Origin of the sequence: Ochrobactrum chromiisoli (assembly GCF_026241335.1) — a bacterium.
In the GTDB taxonomy this organism is placed as follows: Bacteria; Pseudomonadota; Alphaproteobacteria; order Rhizobiales; family Rhizobiaceae; genus Brucella; species Brucella chromiisoli.
The window spans coordinates 18,462-41,556 of record NZ_JAPHAV010000013.1; the positions used below are offsets into that span (position 1 = coordinate 18,462).

Here is a 23,095-nt window from a genome sequence, read left to right on the forward strand (position 1 = left end):
TGTGGCTGCCAAATGCTGTCAGCATTCAATTAAATAGTTGACGACCAATAAGATTTAAAACTGGTTTTGACTGCCGTGGCCGGTCCGCCTCACCGATCCACCAGTGACCAGAAGCCGTGTTTGCGTCCGTGGATCTTTCGAAGGCCTGCGATGTAGCCCTCGTGAGAAACAACTGCACCATAATCCGTTATAGTACGAGCAAGCGCTCCACATTCCAGCAAATGGCGCGCTGCATGCTTGTATCGGCTGGAACGCGCACCATCGAGTGTGAAGTTGATCATCGCACGCAGCAGGATTGTGGCGGCCAGAGGAGACTTTTCAGCGAGTTGTTCTGCCGCCACAGACATCAGCTCATAATGGTCTCCATCCATCTCCGCCGCTCGACTGAGCACAAGTTTTGACGCTTCACTGAGCGACGGATACTGAATGAGAAAATAAAGAGCCCGGTTCGCGTCAGGAAAGTTCTGAACAAAAGCGAATGCCTTTTCTTCGGCTTCAATATCATCAAAATCCGGAAGCTGCTTCAGATATGCGCGCAACAAGTCGCCATTGAGCGTCTGCTCAAAACCGTGCCAGCGAAACTGTTGCGCCTCTTGTGAACGTCCGAGGGCTTCCAGCGCTTCAGCGCGCACTGCCTGCCAGCGCGAAGAAACGTCCCGACGGCCCTCGCCTTCTGTTTTATCAAGTGCCTCGATGGCTTCTTCAGCGCGGTCCGCCGACAATAGCCGCCTGGCTATTTCGGTCGCCACGGTTGCAAACGTTTTTGATTTCTCCGACTGTTGCGCGATATAAAGATCGACGTCTCCAAGCGCATCGGCAATTTTCTGAAGCGCAACTTTCGCCGTGATCGACCGGCCAGATGCATCAGACTCCCCTCTATAAACCGGCCCATTCATGCTCCGGCCAACGACCAGCTTGTCTGCCGTGGCGATCTTCGGCTCTGGTTTCTTAGCCCGGTTCTCAAAGGCCTTCTGAAGCTTTCGAAGGCCTGTCGCCCCGAGAACTGGAGCCATTGCATCAATCAGGCTGTCATACTGACCGTAGCCATTATCCTGAAGCACTGCAAAAACCTTCTCAACCAGACGATCCGTCGGAATCTTTGCCATCGTCGCAATACGCCCGGCATCTTCACATGCTGCATGAAAACTTTCAGCCAGTGCACCACTGCCATCATGCGATCGTTCGAAGATTGAATCTGCCAACGAGAGAAATTGCCAGATCAGCTCAAAGGCTTCATCCGGATCATTCGGCGCTATTTTTTCTGCGATCGTTTTACGCTGCGCTTCCAGATCCGCTTTGACTGATTTTACCTTTTGCCAGTCGATCCAGCTTTTTGCACGCGCAATACTGCCCTGACGCTTGCGGACTTCCCGCGCCAGTTCCACTCCGCTCGCATTGCCAACAAGCTCCATGCGAAGACGGCGCTTGTGATTGGCATTGCCGGTGCTGATTTCAATCAGCAGTTCAGCCAGACGTTCCGCGCCAAGTGCCTCGAGGTTTTTTGCATTCAATGTCGTCTTCGATGCCATCGCTCGTCTCTTCTATAGGTGTTCACGTCGTCCAGGCGGCACGTCGTGACTATAATCAGATTTCAATGCTGGTTCTCAAAAGTCAAAGTATACCCCATGCGCGAAACCGCCCCCTGCCGGTCAGCTCGCGCAAGCTGAGTTCTTCGACAAGGCGAAGGGCGGCGCGCGGCGTGATGTCGAGTTCGCTAGCGATCATGCCGGCCGAAACCAGAGGCCGGGCCAACACCAACTCGATGAGACCGGGCAGTTTTGACGAGGCGCGGCGGCCGGCAAGGCGCCGCTCCAGCATCTGCCGCGCCAGCAGCAGCCGGTCGTGTTCTTTAAACCCGAGCTCGACACCGGCGATCAACCCGTCGAGAGAGGCCATGAGCCGGGTTTCAAAATTGCGATGCCGCCGCCGTTCGACTCGGATGGTTTTCAGGCCCGTATTGAAGGCCAGCAGATGCGCCTTCGTGGTCAGCCCGTCACGCCGGAGCAACGAGGCCGCCAGCAAACGACCCAGCCACGGGGCCCGCTGCAAAACGCCAAGCTCGTTCCAGGCATCGAGCGCCACGATTGCCTGCAATACCGGCGGCAGATCGCCGACTTTTCGCAACACGGTTTGCCATTCGTCGAGCCGCTCGTCCTCATCCCAGTCGGGATCGCGGATCAGCGGGTCTGTTTCCGGCTTTGACACCCGTTGTGGCTGCTTCACCCTTGCCAGCACGTCGTCGGAGCGTGCTAGCACCGCGTCAATGGCGTCGAGATCGATGTCAGGCAGGTCGAGCTTGTCAACCAAACGATTTTGTCTCCCCGCCCCGCTCCAATCCGGCCGGCCGCCCGCCGCATCTTGCACCGCCGCACTTTCATTGTCTGCGACGATGCCATCATCAGCAAAAGATGGTGCAGGCCACGCCTGCCGCAGACTGCGCAAACCGTTCGGGCTCAACGCCCATCCAGGTTCCTGCGCTGCAATGCGCCTTCGGGTCTGCAGCACGTCGCGGGCAATGGTCAGAGCATGACTGGGGGAACGGATATCGCGCGCCGCTTCATGCAGGACCAGATCTTCCATCTCGACCAGTTCGCCGTCGAGCCACAGCGACGCGCAGGCATCGACAAAATGCAAACGTTCAATGAGCCCTTTGCCAACAGGTGAATGAACAATCCGCTCATCGAGACGCGCCACAGCCGCACTGGCGCGCGCCAGTGGCTGCAACAAAGCCTGGAGAGGCAATTGGTCGGGATCATAACGCATTGAATTTATAGTAAATGAACTGTTAAACGGACGCCAGCGCTTATTTAATGTCCAGCACTAGAGATGCTCGTGGGATGGGTATATAACATTCGATAAGTAGCGTTTATCGGAGGTGAATTGACCAATATATTGACCAACCTGAAAAAGGCCGCTACAACAGGCCAGAACAACCGATGAGTAATGCCATCTGACCAACAGCCGGAGGATCTGGCCATGACTGTATCCGTAAAAGTGGGCGAAGCCAAAACCCATTTGTCTGACTTGCTGGCGCGGGTCGAGGCTGGCGAAGAGGTAATCATTTCGCGTGGCAACACCCCCATCGCGCGCCTCGTCGCGCTTGATGAACGACGTCAGCGTCTGGCTGCGATTGAAGCTGTACGCGCCTTCCGGGCCCAGGCGCAACCCGTGACCCAGGAAGAAATCCGTTCGTGGATTGAAGAAGGACGCCGGTACTGATGGCTTTTATCGTCGACGCTTCGATTGCCGGCGCCTGGCTGCTGCCTGATGAAGACCATCCATTCGCCACAGAGATGATGAACCAACTTGCAGACGAAGACGCAGTTGCCCCGGAACTTCTGCAACATGAGATTCGCAGTATCTTGTTGAGTGCCGAAAAACGCGGGCGAATTGGGGAGGACATGGTCTACACGGCTCTGACACGTTTTCGCGCTTTGCCACTGCGTCTTGTCGCCCGCAGTGAGGATTCAGAAGTTATTCGGGTTGCGCGGCGCCACCAGCTCAGCGCTTACGATGCCGCGTATCTGGCGCTAGCCCTGACTGAAAATATGCCGCTGGCGACACTTGACCGTAAGCTTGCCGGCGCGGCACGGACGGAACGAGCGGTCGTTCTGGGTCCCCTCACCCATGATCATTAACCAAAGCCGCCGCCATTCCAAGTCTTTGCGGAACTTGCAGCATACCTGCGTCCAACAATAAGGCCGCATTCAACCTAAGATAAATTTACGGCAGACCCTTTAACAGTGTTTAGGTTATTCAGAATGATAATGTTCCAGTGACATTAATATCATAATATCTTGACAGAACGAAAAAATTCTAGCTAATTAAGAAGGTGCATAGTGGCACCTGAAAAATTAAGCGAAGTTGCTGAACACTTGTTCTGGACTTATCGCTATTTTTTATTTTGGCGTATGGCGCCAATTCGAGATGTTCAGCCCTTTCTAATGATAACGGGGACATCTCCAATGAAAACACATTCCACAATTATCGGCTTTGCCGCATTCGCCTCGCTTTTTGCCTATCCGGCACTAGCGCAAACAAAAATCGCCTCGATTTTTGACCTGACCGGTGGGTTAAATATTTATGGTATTCAACAAAACCAAGCACTACAGCTGGCGGTTGAGGACATCAACAGCAAGGGCGGTTTGCTTGGACAGCCGGTTTCTGTCGTTTCCTATGACGCGCAGTCCGAGCAAAGCAAGTTTACCCAATATGCCAATACTGCGGTTATGCGTGACCGCGTCAATGCAATGTTTGGCGGGTTGACCAGTTCCGCCCGTGAAGCAATCCGTCCGGTGGTGCGTAAGGCCAATATCCCATATTTCTATCCATCCCTGTATGAAGGTGGAGCCTGCGATAAGCAGACTTTCGTTACCGGATCTTCTGCATCGCAGCAGCTTTCCGTTCTGATTGACTGGGCAGTGAAAAAATATGGCAAGAAAATTTATATTATGGCACCAGATTATAATTTTGGTACCATTTCTGCTCATTGGATTCATGAATACGCCAAAGAGCTGGGAGCGGAAGTTGTCGGCGAAGATTTCCTAGCGCTGACGATAACCGATTACTCGCCAACTATTCAGAAAATTCAGTCCACAAATCCTGACTTCGTTGTAGCGCTTCCAGTTGGAGCCAATCAGACCGGATTTTTGGAGCAGTTTGCTGCAGCAGGTCTAAAAGATAAGATAGGGGTTGTATCAACAAATTATGGCTCCGGTAATCAGCAGGTCGTGGTCTCTCCCGAAGCTGGCAAGGGACTGATAGCCAGTCAGGGTTATTTCATGGCTGTCGACAATCCTATCAATGCTGAATTTGTTAAATCATGGACCGCAAAATACGGCAATGATACGCCGATTATTTCTGAAGCTGTTGATGCGTGGAATGCGGTTCAGCTTTGGGCTGCAGCCGTCAGAAAAGCTGAAACGGCAGAGTCCGATGCAGTAATTGCAGCACTTGAGAGTGGACTGTCGCTAGAGGCTCCAAATGGCACGGTGAGACTTGAGCCGGGCTCACATCATCTGCGTCAAAACATCTATATCGCTGAGGGCGATGATAAACACGGTTTCAATATTATTGAGACATTTACAGATGTTGCGCCAAGTTATGAGAATGAGAAGTGCGACCTGATCACCAATCCAACACTCGCTGAACATTTCAGCCCTGAAGGTAAATAACCAGTCATAGTGCGCGCCCTGCAAGGGCGCGCACCTGAGGAGTTTTGAATGGAAGCTGACTATTTCGCGACAGTGCTACTGTCCTCACTATCAAGTGCATCCATACTACTAATTGCGACAATTGGGCTGGCTGTCGTCTTCGGACTAATGGGCGTGATCAATCTGGCGCATGGTGAGTTTTTGATGATCGGTGGCTATTCAGCGCTTACCGCAACACAATTGGGCGTGCCGTATCTTCTGGCTATACCTCTTGCTGTAGCCGTGACAATGCTGATTGGTGCGATTGTCGAGGTTTTGATTATCCGCCGCCTATATGGCCGTATCTTCGATACCATGCTGGCAACATGGGGGCTTAGCATGGTGTTATATCAGGTGGCGGTGCTGATTTTTGGCACAGTGACACCCGGTATCGGGATGCCGCAGTTCAGTCTGAAAATCGGCCAATACAGCCTTGCTGGCTATCCGCTTCTGATGATCGGGGTGGCGCTCTGCATGGGGCTGTTTGTCTACTTCCTGATGACCCGAACGGTCTATGGAATGAAGGCAAGAGCCGCTATTCAGGAGCCTGAAATGGCGCAAGCGATCGGCATTGAATCCGGTCGGGTCAATACGCTGACATTTGCTATTGGTTGCGGGCTTGCTGGATTTGCCGGTGCTGTTTTGCTGCCGATCGTTCCGGCTACCCCATCCATGGGTTTTGCCTTTGTAATCAAAGCGTTTCTGACTGTGGTTGTTGCGGGACCAGTCACACTGGCCGGCAGTGCGCTGACTGCTCTGGGGCTTGGCGGCGGGGCATCCGTGGCAGCCAGTTTCATGACCTCTGTTGCTGGTGATATTTTCTTCTTTTTAACCACCGCTTTGTTGCTCTGGCTTTATCCGCTTGGAATTTCAGCCAAGTGGCGACGAAAAATGTGAGTGAAACCAATGAATTTTTCAGAAAATCTTTATCGCTCTGCGGGGCTTTTATTTCCTGCCATTGGGGTCATCGCCACACTCAGTGTTGCTGGATTGGTTGATCCTTATCTGGCCTATGTCGCAACCTCATGGATCATCTTCGGCCTGCTTGGTCTGAGCCTTGATATCGTATGGGGGAGAGGTGGTTTACTCAGCCTCGGGCAAACAGCTTTTTACGGCTTGGGGGGTTATTTTGGCAGTGTTGTTGCCCTCAATCTCGCTCCGGTGACAGGAAATAGCCTAATATGGAGCTTGCCGTTTGGCGCTCTATTCGGCGCACTAGCAGCCGCATTGCTCGGCTCTATTATATTCTTTGCCAGAATGGGGCCGTTACAAAGCACGATCCTGTCTTACACACTTACATTATTGCTCTGGTCAGTCAGCCAGTCATTCAAACTCAAGCTGGGTAATGCCTCTATCGGTGGTGATAATGGCTTGTCGAATATTCCGGGCTTTGTACTTGGCTTTGGTGAACAGGCAGAGACCCTTGATCCTACCGCCGTCTTTGTAACGGTGGTGATTATATCGGCGATCGTATATTATCTGACACGCTTTTTGATGCGCAGCACTTTTGGTCGAATTATTGACTGCATCCGTATCGATGCCCTCAAGACCGAGCTTTTAGGCTATGATATTCGTAAGTATCAGGTAGCGTTGTTTGCTTTTGCTGGTGCTATTGCGGGACTGGCCGGTGCAATGTTCGGCGCTTGGGCAAACTATCTGAGCCCATCAATTTTTTCTGTGCAGGAAGCGCTGCTTGTACCAATTTATGTACTGGTTGGCGGCTTGGGAACATTAGCTGGCCCGTTTGTTGGTGCGCTGACTATTGGCGGTTTATCATTTTGGCTTGGCAGCGGATCAGTTGGTGGACAAACCACACTCATTCTAGGTGTTGTGTTAATCCTTCTGGTGCTGTTCTTGAAAAACGGCATTCTAGGAGCCTTCTCGAATCTGTGGAAAAAAACACTGCCTGATGCCAATGCGGCAGCACGGAATGCCGGTATGGTTTCAATCGATCCGAACGTTCTTGAGAATATTCTGATCGATGCTGCCAAGCAAAGCGGCGCTGCAAAAAATCTGATCACTACAGATTTGTTTAAACGATTTGGCGGGGTTATCCCGGTCAACAAAGTGTCACAGCAGTACGAACCTGGTCGCCCTTATGCTGTGATCGGGCCCAATGGTGCCGGCAAAAGTTCGTTTCTCAAAACCTGCGTTGGTATGTATCGCCCTGAGAGCGGTGTGATCGCGCTTGGCGGCGATGATATTACACAACTTCAAATTTATGAACGTGTTCGCAAAGGCATGGGGGTTAAAAACCAGAAGCCACAGGTTTTCGGCGAGATGACCGTTTTAGATAATTTGTGGATTGCCGCTTTTGCCCGCCGCAGAGATGCCGAGCAGGCAGTGCAGGTCAGCGGCGCAATTCTGGCCATGCTTGGATTGGATCATCAGGCTAATGTGCAGGCTTCGGCTTTATCGCATGGCCAGCAACAATGGCTGGATATCGGCATGGTGCTGTGTCTGGCACCACGTGTTGTACTGTTGGATGAACCTGCGGCCGGTATGACCAATGAAGAAACGCGGGAATTGTCCGCACTGGTCAGAATCTTAGCCAAACACACCACGGTAATTGTCGTGGAGCATGACATGGAATTTATCCGAACGCTGGAGGGTCATGTAACCGTCTTGCATCAGGGTAAGGTCTTTGCGGAAGGCGACATTGACACGCTACGTGCGGATGATCGGGTGCTGGATATCTATCTCGGGAGGCGCGCACATGTTTAAAATTGTCAATGCTTCAGGCGGATACGGCAAAACCGTGATCATCCGTGACGTCTCGCTAGAAGTAAAAAGTGGTGAAATCGTTGCTCTGCTTGGGCGAAACGGGGTTGGTAAATCAACATTAATGCGGTTTGCAACTGCGCTCATTCCTGCCATGGGCGGGCATGTTGAAATCGATGGAAAGGCTGCAGGAGCCACACCGGCTAAAAGAGCGAAAATGGGGCTCGGCTATGTACCACAAGGGCGGTTTGTTTTTGCTCGGATGACAGTGGCAGAAAACATCGCTGTTGCCGCGGAAACCAACGGTCACAGCGGAAAACAAGCCATTGAGGAATCTCTGGAAGACTTCCCTATTCTCAAGCAGAAACTGGATGATCTTGCCGGCGGGCTTTCGGGAGGACAGCAACAGATTCTGGCTCTTTCACGGGCCTTGGCTATTAAACCACGCATTCTGTTACTGGATGAGCCTACGGAAGGTGTGCAGCCTTCCATCATCGATGAAATGGCTGGCGTGTTGAAGCGGATCAATCGCGAGAGAGGGATCGCTATTCTGGTTGCAGAACAAGATCTCGATTTTTGTCTGTCGATCGCCAAACGTGCGTATGTGATGGAAAAAGGTGCAATCCGGCTTGAAACGGATCGCGATAGTTTGCGTGCAGATAAACAGCTGCAGCAAGAACTGTTGGGTGTCTAAAATGAACACGGGCATACAGTTTACTGAAGAACAGAACAGGCATATCGCAAAGACATTAAAGCGTATTCGCGATGGATTGAATAAATTTCCTGTGAAGCTGGTCTATGAGCCTGCGCATGTGTACATACCGGAGGCTTTCGATGAAAAACAATAACCTAGGTCTCACGACTCAGATCGGGTTACTGGCTGATGGTACTGAAACGGCATGCTCGCTGGCGGAAAAGGCACTTGATCGCGCTGAACAGCACCAGCAACTCAATGCGTTTGTAACGCTTGATCGTGCAGTGATTTTAGCACAGGCGACAGCCGCGGATAAAAGGCGGCAGACAGGTCAAACGCTCAGTGTTTTGGACGGAATACCGATTGCGGTGAAAGATAATTACTTGACCCGTGATTTCCCGACGACTGCCTGCTCGCATGCTTTGCCCAGCGAGCCGGAAAATACCGACGCGACAATCATTGCCAATCTGCGCAAAGCGGGAGTCGTGATCTTTGGTAAAACCAACATGCATGAATGGGCCTATGGGGCGACAAACACCGTTTCCAGTTTTGGTATGACACGCAATCCACATAACATCAGTCATATCACCGGCGGCAGTAGCGGTGGCTCGGCTGTGGCTGTGGCTTGCGGGATTGTCGCCGCAGCTTTAGGCAGTGACACTGGCGGATCTGTGCGTATTCCGGCTGCAGCTTGCGGAATCTATGGCTATAAACCAAGTTATGGCAGAGCTTCACGTCACGGCATTTTACCATTAAGCTGGTCACTAGACACACCCGGACCGCTGGCTACATCACTTGATGATATTGAACTTCTGTTGCCATATTTTTTTGGCATGGATTCTCATGATCTCACAACCCGACAATCATTAAATTTTCAAGGCGTGATAAAGAGTGATCAGCCGCGCCTCCTTAATCTCTCAGGCGCGTTTCTTGAACGTTCTGCATTGGTCGATGTTGCCATCAATGGTGCTTTATCTCGTTCCAATTCTGTGGTGATGGAGAGAGAGCTGGACAATATAGACAGCTATTTTTCAGCATGGGAAGCAATTCTACACTCTGAGGCATCATCCTACCATCAGCAAACCATGCAAGAAAGCCCGCAAAAATATAGCCCGATGACACTGGCGCATCTTGAAGCAGGAAACCTGTTGCAAAGCGTTGATTTGTTGAGAGCGCAACGTCTGCGGGCACATTTTCAACATTACCTATTAGAAAATTCTGCCCAATGGGATGCGCTAGTGCTGCCGACACTGCCGGTTGTTGCTCCTAAAATTGGCGATGAGTGGCAAGAGTTTAGCGGACGAAAAGTGACAACACAGGATAGCATGACATGGTTTTGCTGGATCGGAAATCTGTCCGGACTACCTTGTATTACATTGCCAGTCGCAACTGATGCAGCCTCGGGTCTGCCAATCGGGCTCATGCTAATGGGCAAGCCCGGGAAGGACGAAGAACTATTATCTACTGCCCGTTGGGTCGACAATCATCTGAGACGGGTTCAATAGAGGTTATGGGGCAGGAAACGATCAAAATTGGCGTGCTGTTTTCTCAGACCGGGCCGATGTCGGTTACAGAAAATGCGCATATCAAAGGGATTGTCATCGCTTGTGAGGCCATCAATGCCAATGGTGGCATTGATGGAAAACTGGTGGAGCCGATCATTCTTAATCCCGAAGGGGATGACCAGCATTATGCAGCACTGGCAACCGACTTGATGTTAAAACATCAGGTCAACGCAATTTTTGGATGCTGCCTGTCGGCAAGCCGTAAGGCCGTATTGCCGATCATTGAGCGTTTTAACGGGATTTTATTTTATCCGTCGGTTTATGAGGGCTTCGAATACTCACCTAATGTAATTTATGGTGGCGCTGTACCCAACCAAGTGGTTGTTCCGCTATTGGAATATATCTTTGCTCATTATGGCACGCAGATTGCCTTGGTTGGTTCTGATACGCTCTATGCCCGCGAAGTTAACCGGATCGTTAGCGAGTTTGTTGCTGAAAGCGGTGGCACAGTGGTGGAGGAGCTGTATTTCCCGTTTGGCACAAACCCTGCACGTTTTGATGCGGCTCTGAAACGTCTGGCTGAAAAGGGGGCTGATACTATCGTTTCCACTGTCGTCGGTGAAGATAGTATTACCTTATATAATGCCGGGGTTCATCTGACTGATGGGCAAAAACACTTGGCAATCGCCTCCTTGACGACAACAGAAACAGAACTGGCACGGATGAAGCCGGAAGCCCGTTCGGGGCATATATCGGCATTGCCCTATTTTGGGTCTTTGGAGACACCGCAAAATGCTCAATTTGTTGCGACTTTCCAAAAACGTTATGGGCAGGACTGTGTTCCCAGTGTCTACAGCGAAGCCTGTTATGCACTTGTGCATTTATTCGCAGATGCGGTACGCCAAAGTGGTAGTCTCGAAACAGATGCTATATTAGCGGCTTTGTCAGGGGCGGTATTCAAGGGGCCAGGTGGGGATATGTTTGTTGATATGGATACGAACCATTTTGCATTGCGGCCGCATGTCGGAAAATCGAACAGTGACGGGCACTTTGAGGTGGTCTGGCGTAGTGCAGCTGTGGTGCGGCCTGATCCTTATCTGATTTCTTATGACCGCTCCTTGAATAATCGTGTTACTCGATGAGCGAACGTCTGCCGCTCGAGAATGGCAGCTTGTTGCGCCAGCTACGGCGCATACGAATTCTTGTCATTCATCCCGATGATCAGGAACGTGAAATGTTCCTGGCCCATCTGAAACGGGTGGGCTGTCAGGTGGAGAGTGTGTGGCCAGCGCCGGAAAGCTTGCCAGACTATGTTGACGTAGTGTTCTTTGTGATCAACCGGATCCATAATGAAAAATCGCTGACATGGATGGCAACGAGTGAATCTATTGCAAGAATTGCCATTATTTCTTTCGAAACTCCGGAAATTCTGGCGGAACTGCAACGGATGAATGTGCATGGGGTGATCTCAAAGCCAATCCGCATCTTCGGCATTTTGGCGGCACTCACCACAGCCATTGGACTGGCAAATCATGAAAACCGCCTAAAACAGCGGATAAAATCGCTGGATGAGACTTTGAAAGCGCGACGCAAGATTGAAAAGGCAGTCGCTGTTCTGTCGCAAACACGCAATATCTCGGAGGAAGAGGCCTATAAGAGACTTCGGGATAAAGCGATGCAAACCAATGTGAGTATTGCAACGATTGCAGATGCAATTATTGCGACAGACGGGATCTAGATGTTGCCCAATGCGAGGCGCTGTAAAACCGGCAGCGCCTAGGCAAAGTTCAGCCTGTTGCTGAGGCGCGACAGTTGGATCAGGCCTCGGGCAAAATAATCAAACGACGGGGGATAAAATTTGGTCTATCCGCATACTGGAAAATCGATCGGGCAGCTTTCAGTCCTGCTGCAAAGTGGTGCATTGGATCCGCAGGCACTGACAGAAGAAGTGTTGGATGCGATCCACAATCACCCTGATCAAGCTATTTTTGTGCATACGACTTCCGAGCGCGCTATGTGTGAAGCGGCGGCTTCTTCCAAGCGTTTGCGCGAGGGACGCTCCCTTGGCGTTCTCGACGGAATTCCGGTTGCGTGGAAAGACCTGTTTGATTTTGAAGGTCGGGTGACTACGGCGGGCTCAATTGTTTTAGCCAGTGAAGCACCTGCTTCAAGCGATGCGCAAGTTGTGCAAGCACTGACTCTTGCTGGAATGGTCAGTGTCGGTTGTGTAAATATGAGTGAATTTGCCTTCTCGGGCCTTGGCATCAATCCGCATTACGGCACGCCTCTTAATCCCGTATCTCAAGATGGCGGTCGATTGCCTGGTGGTTCTTCATCCGGCTCCGCGGTAGCTGTGGCTAGCGGTTTAGTGCCGGTCTCAATCGGCACTGATACCGGCGGATCGGTGCGTATTCCCGCAGCGTTTAACGGAATTGTCGGTTATAAAGCCACGCGCGGACGCTATGCGATGCAAGGTGTCTTTCCGCTGGCGAAAAGCCTCGATTCTCTTGGGCCTTTATGCCGGACCGTGCAAGATGCGATCTGGATTGATGCGGCGATGCGTGGCGTAAACGGCGCCAGCCTGCCACATAGCAACGTCAAACAACTGCGTTTGGTGGTGCCGGAAACGATCTTCTTTGACGATGCAGAGCCGGAGGTGATTACCGCCTTTGAGGCCGCGCTCGAGCGTTTGCAAAAAGCCGGTGTTACAATTCGACGTCAGAAATTCCCTGTTTTTGATACAATCTTTGCCTTAATGTTGAAATACGGGCCACTGGTTACAGCAGAAGCTTTTGCGCTGCATCGCCATCGTCTGGCAGGCAAACAAGCCGACCAGATGGATCCACGAGTGGTCGCCCGTACCCGACTTGGTGAGAACACGTCGCTTGGCGATTACCTGGATATTTTAAGTGCGCGTGAGGCACTAATTGCAGAATTTAATGCGATGATTTTGCCGGGAGAATTGCTCGTCTCGCCGACTTTACCGCATGTTGCAGCAAAAATAGAACCACTGCTCGGTGATGACGATTTGTTCGTGCAAACCAATGCCAAAACCTTGCGCAACACTTTGATCGGTAATTTTCTGGATTGGTGCGGCATCTCGATCCCTTGCGGTCTCGGTGCGGCGGGGATGCCAGTCGGGCTGCTGTTATCAGCGCTGCCAGGTCAGGATTTGCATTTGCTATCCGCAGCTCAGACTGTAGAACATCAAATAAGAGATTATCTCTGACTTGAAGATTAAATATCTACAGTATTGTTTTGTTCAAGTGCACAAACGAACCACGCGAACCTTTGAACTTAGACCATGGCAAAATAGGACTTTGTCATAAGATTAAGTTCTTAGGCCTGCTGCCGGTTTTTTCGGACACCCAATTAGGCTGATCCCACCTTGTTTTCAAATTCCATCGAGCTGAGATAGCCCAGTGCCGAATGCCGACGCTTCGGATTCTAGAAGCGGCCGTTTGGCTTTTCGGACTGAATGTCCAACTCGGGATAGAAAGCGGACTACCCGTTCGGAGAACGTAGAAAGTGATACCTGTAATTAATAATTGTCGCTCCTGAGGACACAGGCTTGTGATTCCCATCTAAACGAGTAATGACTTTTGGAGGGATCAACTTGTGACTACACCCTTTAACGCCTGACCTCTCATTCGAAAAAGGTTGAAATCCTCCGTTCTAAGAGGCTTGAATAACATACGAGCAGTTTTCCCTTGGCGTGAGTTTGAAGGATGGCGTGCACATTATTTGTCGTGGCTCGTCAATTTGTTCATTAGCTAGAGCGGGGACGGTCACCATAGACTTGGTAAGTAAACAGAATTGTACGAGGGCACCGGATCTTTGTTAACGAGGATGATCTTACCCTGCTTGCGATTTAATCTGGAAACCGGACTGTCGATTGATGAGCACCCTAAAACCTGCCTCTTCTGATATCAAGAAACGCACAGAACAACTCGACACTCTGGCCGCGATCCTGCCCATGGACCGCCGTGATCGATTGGCAGAGCTGCTAACCGATCAAGACGTTGAAACGCTACGCCATCTCGCCAAGCACGGCATGGGCGACAACAGCCTGCGCGCTCTGACTTCAGATCTGGCTTATTTGGAAGCGTGGGCCGGCGCTGCAACGGGACAAGCCCTCCCCTGGCCAGCACCAGAAACATTATTGCTTAAATTTGTCGCCCATCATTTGGGGCATCCCGAACACCGTGAGATCGATCCCGACCATGGCATGCCTGCACATGTCGAAATGGAATTGCGACAGCAGGGAGTTTTGCGTGTCGCAGGCCCGCATGCGCCATCAACCGTGCGTCGTCGACTGGCCAACTGGTCCACCCTCACCCGCTGGCGTGGCCTTGCGGGTTCATTTGCTACCGCTTCCCTGAAATCTGCAATCCGACTTGCGGTACGAGCGATCAATCAGCCACGAGTACGCAAGAGTGCCAATGCCATCACCGCTGACATTTTAACGAAAATGCTAGCGACCTGTCGCGGTAACGATCTGCGTGCCCTGCGTGATCGGGCCATATTGATGGTAGCCTTTGCCTCTGGTGGTCGCCGCCGGAGCGAAATTGCCGGATTGCGCGTTAGCCAACTCATTGAACAAGAACCAATCGCAACGAATGATGGCCCTCCCCTTCCCTCACTGGCTATTCATCTTGGCCGCACCAAAATCAGCTCCGCGGATCAGGACGCTCTGGTTTATCTGACTGGCGCTCCGGTTGAAGCGCTCAGAGCCTGGCTTAAAGCAGCAAACATTGCCAAGGGCAGCGTGTTTCGCAAGATTGATCGCTGGGGCAATGTCTCGGTGCGCGCCCTGGAACCAAGCGCGATTAATGCCATTGTCAAACAACGCGCCAAACTGGCTGGACTTGATCCGCAAGCATTCTCAGCACATGGTCTGCGTGCCGGCTATCTGACGGAAGCGGCCAATCGCGGCATTCCGCTGCCCGAGGCCATGGAGCAATCCCGCCATCGCTCCGTGCAGCAAGCATCCGAATATTACAACAATGCCCAACGGCGCAGCGGACGGGCATCACGGTTGTTGTGAGAAGTGAACAACAGACATTTGTCATTAATCCCACGCTACGGCTATTCAACTCATCTCTATCCGGACGTTGAACAGGCTAACTCATTAATTGAACATGATGAAAGGTACGAATCTGGTACCGCGCAGGATTTAGCCGAGACCTCAACTCGTGATCATTAGGTCCAAGACCAGCAAGACAATATAAAAGCTTACCCCTGAACGCCGCCCCCCACTGTTCCGAGGGTATTGGAGCAAGAAACTGAACATCCTACCCGAATCAAATTCTCTAGAAGATAACCCTGCCGATCAAATTTAAACCTCAATTTATATTTCACCAGAAGAATTAATTCTGAAATATCAACCTAAGAGATTGAAGTTAAATATCATTTAGTCAACCAATGAGTGAGTTAACTCTTGATTAACTAAAAATTTCTTGCGGAAATCGCTTATCTCGCTATCATCACACTATATAAGCAATTCAATGCAAAATGTCGTGATGGAAGTATTCGCTGTGAGCGCATTAAATTCCCAGTATCTTACCGATGTATATGGATCCATTGGGCAACAAGCTGAGATTCTTTCGTCATCGTTGCAGGCTATGAGCGAGGCCCTCTTTCCTCCTACTGCCTCGAAAGAACTTCGAAAATTTACATCCACGGAAGCTGCGAAGCTGATAGGCGTTTCTGATTCTCATCTTCGCAAGCTGAGCATCGCGGGTGATGGACCGCAGCCCGAAACTTCCTCAAACGGTCGTCGTCTCTACACCCTGAGAGACATTAACGCCCTCCGAAAATTACTCGCTGATAACATCCGAGGTCGTGATCCTATAGAAATATTACCGCATCGCAGGAAGCATGAACACTTACAGGTACTGGCAGTTACTAACTTCAAAGGCGGATCCGGAAAGACAACTACGTCTGCGCACTTAGCTCAATATTTTGCTCTTCAGGGATACAGGGTTCTCGCTATCGATCTCGACCCACAGGCATCTTTATCTGCACTTCTTGGTGTTATGCCTGAAGTGGATGTGGGCTCCAACCAAACTTTGTATGCAGCCATTCGTTACGATGAAGAAAAACAGCCGTTTACCGAAGTAATCCGCAAAACATATTTTGATGGACTTCACCTAGTACCCGGAAACTTAGAGCTCATGGAGTTCGAACACACGACACCAAAAGCTTTGTCCTCTGGTGATCGCAATGAGCCATTGTTCTTTATGCGAGTATCAGAGGCTATCGATCAAGTTGCGGATGAATACGATATAGTTGTAATCGACTGCCCCCCTCAGTTGGGCTTTCTTACCCTATCAGGTCTATGTGCAGCGACATCAATGATTGTTACCGTGCATCCTCAGATGCTTGATGTTTCTAGTATGTCACAGTTTCTGCTAATGACGCGGGACCTGCTATCAGTCGTCAAAGATGCTGGTGGAAATCTTCAGTATGACTTCATTCGGTATTTGCTGACACGATACGAGCCGCAGGATGCGCCACAAACAAAAGTAGCCGCCCTACTCCGTAATCTTTTCGATGACAGTGTATTGGTAAATCCAATGCTTAAGTCAGCAGCTGTATCGGATGCAGGCCTGTCTAAGCAAACACTCTATGAAATTGGAAGAGAGAGCTTAACGCGTTCAACATATGACCGCGCAAAGGAAGCCCTCGATTCTGTAAATGCTGAGATAGAAGCTTTAGTGAAAAAAGCTTGGGGACGTTAGCTATATAGTTGTTGGTACGTCCCAACAGCACATTCAAAACTGTTGGGACGTACCAACGCCGAGGACAAGATGAGCAGAAAAGAAACTATCAGCAATCTCTTTTTGCAAAAGCGTGATGCTCCCATCTCGCCGTCGGCCACAAAGCCTTCAGCGGAAAGAGTTCGTTCCGGTGCTATTAGCGCTATGGGTGCCTCTCTTAAAGAAATGGCTGAGACAGCTAAGCAAGCAGCCGATCTTCAAAAACAACTCGAAGAGGCTAATACAATCCTCGAAATCGAACCCACCGATGTAGAACCGTCTAAAATTAAAGATCGGATTACAATCGAAGTCGATCGGGAATTCGATACCCTAGTTGAAAGTATTCATAAAACCGGTCAACAGGTCCCCGTCCTCGTGCGTCCAAGTCCAGGAAAACCTGGATTTTACCAGATAGCATATGGACGACGTCGGTTGCGCGCAGCCCAGAAGCTCGGAATAAAAGTTAAGGCAATCGTAAAGACGCTTACGGACGACGAACTGATCCTAGCTCAAAGTCGTGAAAATCTGGATAGACAAGACCTCTCATTCATTGAGAAAGCTTTCTTCGCAAAGAATATGGAAGATAGCGGAATTGATAGATCAGTTATTATATCAGCTTTAGATATGGACAAGGCAGACGTTAGCCGTCTGATATCGGTTGCAAATAAAGTTCCGAACGAGGTTATACAGATAATTGGTTCAGCCCCTAAAGCAGGTCGCAAACGCTGGCTTGAGCTTCTCAAGCAAATTGAGGATCCCAAAATGCTTCAGGCCACACAAAGTTATCTGTCGCAGAACGGCCTGACAAAATACGATAGCGATCAACGTTTCTCTAGGTTGATGTCACATCTCAGATTGCTTGCGCAAACTAGACATAAATCGTCAGAAAATATAGCTGAAAGAACCTGGGAGTTCACTGACGGTACATTTAGTATCGCAATGGATCAGAAGCCAAAACAGCTGGATGTGTCGTTCAGATACGAAAAAGCTGACGGATTAAAAGCTTGGTTTGAAAATAATATCGAGCGAATTCTTGAGGAATTCAAACTATCAGAACATAAAACTGGAGACTAAATAGCAAAAGAAAAGCCCCCACAAACGAAGTCTGTGAGAGCCGATCTGTAATACTAAGCACATTACGAATCGCATTTTCACGAATCTCTGTCAAGAGTATTGGCGTCATTTTGGCGGGTGGATTTCTTTTGCCTCGTGAAAGGGTGAGAGGAAATGCAGAACTTTCAGAAACTAACGTCTGCACTTAGCGGGCGAACGATCCCACTTGTCCGAAATTCACCTCCCACGTCCTCTGCTGCAGGGCAGGGGAGGGGGATCAATCGCTGGGCGCTCTATAAGCAGCTGTGTTTGGCGAAAGCAGAATTCAGTCTCAATGATCGCTGCCTTGCCGTTTTAAGCGCACTTCTGTCTTTTCTTCCGGAAGATGAGATGAATGAGAAACACGGCTTGGTGGTGTTTCCATCCAATCGGCAATTGTCTCTGCGGGCCCATGGCATGCCGGAGTCAACCTTGCGACGGCATCTTGGCTCTCTTGTGAGTGCAGGTATCATTCTGCGTAAAGACAGTCCTACACGTAAGCGCTACGCTCATAAGAGCGCTGACGGAGCAGTTGAACTGGCTTTTGGCTTTTGCTTCGCACCTTTGCTGGAAAAAGCCCGCGACATTGCACAGGCAGCAGAGCGTATTCAGGCAGAACAACGTGCCTTAAGAAAGCTGCGCGATGAAGTCTCGATCATCAGGCGTGAGATAGCTGCTTTGTTCAATGGTGATAACAACAGCCAGCGGAACCCTGAGCTTGAAGCCCTGTTCTTATATTTTCGCAGGATCGTGGATGCCATCCCGCGTCGGCCTTCTTTGACTGAACTCAATGCAATCAAGGCAGAATTGGAAGCTTTAGCGCTAGAACTCGATAAAGCATTGAATAATAATGTAAATACCAATGAAATGAGCGTCAACGACGCTCAGATTGAACGGCGTTATATTGAATCCCTTCCAGAATCCCATATTGAATCTAATAATAATGAATTTGAAATTTTGAAGGGATCTTCTCCAGAAGCCATAGCGTCTGTGACATCCGAAGCAAAAGAGCCTGTTCTGCATCCTTCAACGCTTTCTCTCGAACACGTGCTTCGAACATGTCCTGATATTTGTGAATATGGAACCAATGGGATTAGCTCATGGCGAGAGTTTCACGATGCAACGAGAATAGTTTCTAGGTTTCTGGGGATCAGCCAGTCAGCCTATCAGGAAGCAATCACATGCATGGGCGCTGAAACCACTTCCACCACCATTGCCTGGATTCTCCAGAAACTCTCCACCATTAAATCGCCGGGAGGCTATTTGCGATCACTGACCCAGAAGGCGAGGGCAGGGGGCTTTGCCATCGCTGAGCTTTTATATTCAGGATTAAAGCGCAATCATAGGTTAAGCGCGGCATGGAGTTGAGATTATTGCCAATTGAGACAGGAAGAACGCGATGACTGTCAAACATATTGTCGCTTATCCAGACGCTCGCTTGAAAGCACTTGCTGCGCCCGTCACCATATTTGATGAAGAACTGAATATTCTCGCAGGTGATTTGCTTGATACGTTGCGTGCGGCGCCGGGGATTGGCATCGCAGCTCCTCATATTGGGGTAATGACGCGGGTCGTGGTGCTACAGCTTGATGGCAACGGTAGCGAGAAGGTTTATATCAATCCTGAAATCCTATGGGCTTCCGAAGAAAAACTTCGCCATCCGGAGGGGAGTGTATCCATGCCAGGTATTGTTGAAGACATAGAGAGGCATGCCCGTATCCGAATTCGTTATCAGGATATGGATGGGAAACAGGACATAGAAGAATCCGAGGGTTTACTCGCCGTTTGCCACCAACACGAAATCGATCAGCTGAATGGGATATTCTGGCTCCAGCGGCTATCAAAACTCAAACGAGATCGGCTTATAAAGCGCTACCTTAAAACGCTAAAATAGCTCATGTTTATTCTTCGAGCGTCGCCAATTAGTTAGGTCGTGAGGAAACAATTGCATCCCGACCTTTCGCTTTCGCTATTGTTCCGATCCGTGCTTTGAATTGTGGACAAATATGCCTGATTAGCTCATGCGCCTAAAGGCACGTAGGTGGAGCTTTCGGCCGAAGATAAACAATGCACCGCCTACTCCAGCCATGATGCATGCAAGGAAGAAATTAAGGTTGTCTCCGACGGTACCCATTGAAGGCACAGCTGAAGGAGTAATTCCGAGCTATTGATGATCAAAAAAGAACCATACAATCAAGGATGTAACGAATATTAGCACATCGGAAATATGCAATAGTTTCCCAAGCGTTCGTTGCATGCTCACACTCTATTCAATATTTATTTATTCCTGCATAGGCCTCTTAGCTGTCAGATATCAAATTTACTCTGCAAGAATATAGTGAATTGAAAGCCACTATCATATATATATATAAATAAGTGATAGATTTGAATTGCTACCTCCTCTTTCGCCTCCTGTATAGTTGAGGCCGTAGCCCCGGCTGATTAATTCAGTGGGACTTTTTATTCTTGTTATGAACATAATTTGGCTCGTCACATCAAATTACGTTAATAATGATCTGGAGCTAGTGCAGCTGCCAGAACGTCGCATTTGCTTGCAAATGCCTATCCCTACTTCTATTTAGAAAGCTCAATTGCCAAAGCAAGTCTTTATAAGACCAGCAAGGGTTATGCACTGAGCCCAAAGATTGGACCGCCGGGAATAGGAATTTTTCAGCTCTCATCCCCATGACTAGCGGATAACGCCACCGGGATTATGCAAGGCAATCGGCACATTATATCCGATTGCCGAATGAAGACGATCCTCATTGTAGTGTCTAAGACAATTCTCTAACTTTTCGCGCGCATCTTCAAGTGTTAAGAACCAGTGTGCGTTCAAACATTCTGCACGAAGCTTGCTGCAGCAGTTCGAATATAATTAAACAAATGAGACAGTGATCTGTCGCCTTAATGCGGCAAATCTGCCGATGGTGATAGTTGGAGATGTTCGATCAGGGTGCGAACAGCTGGGTTGGTATGGGGCTTGTTCCAGGCGCAGATAGTCTGTACTTTTTTGTAATCCATCACGAAAGGACGCAGAGCGAGCCGGTCAGTCAGGTAGCGACTGGGGCCGCGGGGATATATAGTTATCCCCATTCCCGCACCAACAAGGGCGAAGACCGCCGACTGTGTCGGAGCCTCCTGCGCGATGAGAGGGGAAACTCCGAGCCGATCGAATTCTGTGAAGATAATCCGTCTATAGACCGACCACATAGCTTCCGATCCCATGACGAGATTTTCCCCTTGTAGGTCCTGCGGAGTGATCGAACTGTATGAAGTTAGGCGATGGTCGTCAGGCATAACTACAACCAGTTCTTCATCGCGTACTTTACATGTGGCTATACCGGCGATTGTAAACGGACCGAGCATGAAACCTATGTCAATAGTCCGATCAACAAGACTTGCACGCTGCTGCTCCGTACCCATGTTGAACAATTCAATCCGAATATCGGGCTTATCAAGGCTAAATCGCTTCAACAACGGTGCGAGAAAGTCATGCGCGATAAAGGTTATATAACCAATCTTGATCTGTCCTAACTGACCACGCGCCATCTCGTGCCCGATCCTCTCTGTACGTGCAAGCTGATCCAAAGCCATTCGCGCTTGCTCTAAAAAAGCGCGCCCAATTTCAGTCAAGCGGACATTGCGGGTGTCGCGGATGAACAGTCGCGCGTTGAAATGGATCTCGAGCTGCATAATGGAGCGGGTTAGCGCAGGCTGTGCCATATTGAGGCGGGCTGCCGCGGCGGTGAAGCTTAGCTCATCCGCTACCGCCACAAAACAGCGCAAAAGTCTCACGTTCAGCATTTATACCTCCAAGGTATCAATTATGCTCATAATGCTATTGGCGTTCAAAGACCGTCAAGGTTAAGTTTAATTATTAGTTGTCTTGGAACGTTCATGAGGCTGATTTTGAAGGCGTGCGATCGCATGTCCGGCGAACGAGGTCTTGTCTCATCGTTTCTTTGAACCGAGAGGAGAAATCGCATGAATAGTTTATGCCGTACAGTTATCGCTCTCAACACGTCTGTGCTGATCGCACTGTCAACGAATATCGCCACAGCAAGTGAACCAAAGCCCGAAAAGATTGTCGTCACAGCTTATGGCGGCCTATGGGCGGAATCTGTCAAGAAAAACTATGCTCCGTGTTTTGAGGAAAAAACGGGGGTCAAAGTTGAAATCATGACTGGAGAATCGCACGATTGGTTGAACAAGGTTAAAGCGAACCCTGGAAATTCTCCGATCGACGTAATCGCTCTAAGCGAACTGGATAGCTTGCGCGCTGCTCGGGACGGTCTCCTCGAACAAATGACCATAGAAAATGTCCCAAATCTTGCCATGATCCCCGATGAGTTCCACAAGCCTTGGGGCGATTTTGCCGTGTCCGGCAATTATGGCGCTATGGGCGTCATGTATAATAGTGAAACCGTTACGGCCGCACCGAGTTCGTGGAAGCAGTTAATTGAAGACATTGCTGCCGGCAAATATGGCAAGAAAATTTCTTGGCCATCTGGGACATACACTTGGGGGCCGTCGCAGATTTGGTGGATTGCACAGCAATACGATGGCGACATCGACGTAGCCTTTCAGAAAATGAAAGACATTAGCCCGTATGTAGTGAAATTTTGGACGACACCAGTCGAGGCACTCAATCTTTTTGCCACCGGGGAAGTTGACGTTCTCGTCTATTGGGATGGGCGTGCTTTCTCGTTCATTAACAAAGACAACGACTGGGCAAAATTCACGGTCCCCGAACCGGGTGGTGTCGTTAGCCTCGTCATGCAGTCGGTAGTTAAAGGCGCGCATCCTATCGCCTGGGAATACATCAATTGCGTTCTATCCGTTGAGGGACAACTCGGTAATTCCGATACAATGCGCTATCCCGGCACGAACAAGACGGTGAATTATCCAGCAGATCTAGCGGCCGAATTTACTTCACTCGACAAGATCAAGGTGCCTCCATACCAGGAACTCATTGACCTTATCCCGGAAATGATCGAGCGATGGAACAAGGAGATGCAGTAGTCTTACTACAGAACCCTTTGGGAAGGAAGCCAGTGGTTATGGACCTTCCCAAAAGCAGCATACGCAATCGCCAGGGCATGTCGCTTATTGGCCATTGGTGAAGTGAGC

Annotated in this window: 19 protein-coding genes and 1 pseudogene; 16 read left to right on the forward strand and 4 right to left on the reverse strand. The window is 49.9% G+C overall.

The genetic code is table 11. The features are described 5' to 3' along the window. Nucleotides 1–89 precede the first annotated feature (89 nt). Nucleotides 90–1,529, reverse strand: a complete 1,440-nt coding sequence (locus OPR82_RS18240) for a DUF6880 family protein (RefSeq protein ID WP_265986330.1) — start codon at nucleotides 1,527–1,529, stop codon at nucleotides 90–92. Between the two features lie 82 nt (nucleotides 1,530–1,611). Further along, entirely contained in the window at nucleotides 1,612–2,772 is a 1,161-nt protein-coding gene (locus tag OPR82_RS18245; RefSeq protein WP_265986391.1) for an RHE_PE00001 family protein, read from the reverse strand. A gap of 204 nt (nucleotides 2,773–2,976) precedes the next feature. Here OPR82_RS18245 and OPR82_RS18250 point away from each other — a divergent pair, with 204 nt between their 5' ends. From OPR82_RS18250 to OPR82_RS18320, 15 genes are all read left to right on the forward strand, one after another. Next, nucleotides 2,977–3,219 (forward strand): type II toxin-antitoxin system Phd/YefM family antitoxin, encoded by a 243-nt coding sequence (locus OPR82_RS18250; protein WP_265986331.1) that lies wholly within the window; start codon nucleotides 2,977–2,979, stop codon nucleotides 3,217–3,219. Beyond that, entirely contained in the window at nucleotides 3,219–3,638 is a 420-nt protein-coding gene (locus OPR82_RS18255) for a type II toxin-antitoxin system VapC family toxin (RefSeq protein WP_265986334.1), read from the forward strand. The genes OPR82_RS18250 and OPR82_RS18255 overlap by 1 nt, the downstream gene beginning before the upstream one ends. Before the next feature lie 201 nt (nucleotides 3,639–3,839). Further along, nucleotides 3,840–5,174, forward strand: coding sequence for an urea ABC transporter substrate-binding protein (locus tag OPR82_RS18260; RefSeq protein WP_265986336.1), 1,335 nt, complete (start codon nucleotides 3,840–3,842; stop codon nucleotides 5,172–5,174). A 48-nt stretch (nucleotides 5,175–5,222) separates the two neighbouring features. Next, complete coding sequence (locus tag OPR82_RS18265; protein WP_265986337.1) at nucleotides 5,223–6,089, forward strand: ABC transporter permease subunit; 867 nt, start codon at nucleotides 5,223–5,225, stop codon at nucleotides 6,087–6,089. A 9-nt stretch (nucleotides 6,090–6,098) separates the two neighbouring features. Next, nucleotides 6,099–7,916 carry an ABC transporter permease subunit gene (locus OPR82_RS18270; protein ID WP_265986338.1) on the forward strand — a complete coding sequence of 606 codons (1,818 nt, stop codon included), beginning with the start codon at nucleotides 6,099–6,101 and terminating at the stop codon, nucleotides 7,914–7,916. Beyond that, on the forward strand, nucleotides 7,909–8,607 hold the full coding sequence (locus OPR82_RS18275; RefSeq protein ID WP_265986340.1) for an ABC transporter ATP-binding protein: 699 nt from the start codon (nucleotides 7,909–7,911) through the stop codon (nucleotides 8,605–8,607). Before OPR82_RS18270 ends, OPR82_RS18275 begins: the two co-directional genes overlap by 8 nt. Nucleotides 8,608–8,747: 140 nt before the next feature. After that, complete coding sequence (locus tag OPR82_RS18280) at nucleotides 8,748–10,112, forward strand: amidase (RefSeq protein ID WP_265986341.1); 1,365 nt, start codon at nucleotides 8,748–8,750, stop codon at nucleotides 10,110–10,112. Between the two features lie 5 nt (nucleotides 10,113–10,117). Further along, nucleotides 10,118–11,254: a transporter substrate-binding domain-containing protein gene (locus OPR82_RS18285; RefSeq protein ID WP_265986343.1), complete on the forward strand. Its 1,137-nt coding sequence runs from the start codon at nucleotides 10,118–10,120 to the stop codon at nucleotides 11,252–11,254. Continuing rightward, a complete protein-coding gene (locus OPR82_RS18290; protein ID WP_265986345.1) occupies nucleotides 11,251–11,850 on the forward strand; it encodes an ANTAR domain-containing response regulator in 600 nt (199 codons plus the stop codon). Before OPR82_RS18285 ends, OPR82_RS18290 begins: the two co-directional genes overlap by 4 nt. A 120-nt stretch (nucleotides 11,851–11,970) precedes the next feature. Then, nucleotides 11,971–13,341, forward strand: a complete 1,371-nt coding sequence (locus OPR82_RS18295) for an amidase (protein ID WP_265986346.1) — start codon at nucleotides 11,971–11,973, stop codon at nucleotides 13,339–13,341. Nucleotides 13,342–14,010: 669 nt separating this feature from the next. Further along, nucleotides 14,011–15,159 (forward strand): site-specific integrase, encoded by a 1,149-nt coding sequence (locus tag OPR82_RS18300; RefSeq protein WP_265986348.1) that lies wholly within the window; start codon nucleotides 14,011–14,013, stop codon nucleotides 15,157–15,159. A 475-nt stretch (nucleotides 15,160–15,634) separates the two neighbouring features. After that, nucleotides 15,635–16,855 carry a plasmid partitioning protein RepA gene (gene repA / locus OPR82_RS18305; protein WP_265986392.1) on the forward strand — a complete coding sequence of 407 codons (1,221 nt, stop codon included), beginning with the start codon at nucleotides 15,635–15,637 and terminating at the stop codon, nucleotides 16,853–16,855. 69 nt (nucleotides 16,856–16,924) lie between these two features. Continuing rightward, on the forward strand, nucleotides 16,925–17,947 hold the full coding sequence (gene repB, locus OPR82_RS18310; protein WP_265986349.1) for a plasmid partitioning protein RepB: 1,023 nt from the start codon (nucleotides 16,925–16,927) through the stop codon (nucleotides 17,945–17,947). A 153-nt stretch (nucleotides 17,948–18,100) separates the two neighbouring features. Next, nucleotides 18,101–19,333, forward strand: a complete 1,233-nt coding sequence (gene repC, locus OPR82_RS18315; RefSeq protein WP_265986350.1) for a plasmid replication protein RepC — start codon at nucleotides 18,101–18,103, stop codon at nucleotides 19,331–19,333. 31 nt (nucleotides 19,334–19,364) lie between these two features. Next, on the forward strand, nucleotides 19,365–19,859 hold the full coding sequence (locus OPR82_RS18320; protein ID WP_265986351.1) for a peptide deformylase: 495 nt from the start codon (nucleotides 19,365–19,367) through the stop codon (nucleotides 19,857–19,859). Between the two features lie 795 nt (nucleotides 19,860–20,654). Here the strand turns inward: OPR82_RS18320 and OPR82_RS18325 are convergent. Then, nucleotides 20,655–20,819, reverse strand: a pseudogene (locus OPR82_RS18325) (integrase core domain-containing protein); the annotation flags it as partial. 50 nt (nucleotides 20,820–20,869) lie between these two features. Next, on the reverse strand, nucleotides 20,870–21,769 hold the full coding sequence (locus tag OPR82_RS18330; protein ID WP_265986352.1) for a LysR family transcriptional regulator: 900 nt from the start codon (nucleotides 21,767–21,769) through the stop codon (nucleotides 20,870–20,872). A 180-nt stretch (nucleotides 21,770–21,949) separates the two neighbouring features. Between OPR82_RS18330 and OPR82_RS18335 the strand changes: the two genes are divergently transcribed. After that, nucleotides 21,950–22,987: an extracellular solute-binding protein gene (locus OPR82_RS18335; protein WP_265986353.1), complete on the forward strand. Its 1,038-nt coding sequence runs from the start codon at nucleotides 21,950–21,952 to the stop codon at nucleotides 22,985–22,987. Nucleotides 22,988–23,095 lie beyond the last annotated feature (108 nt).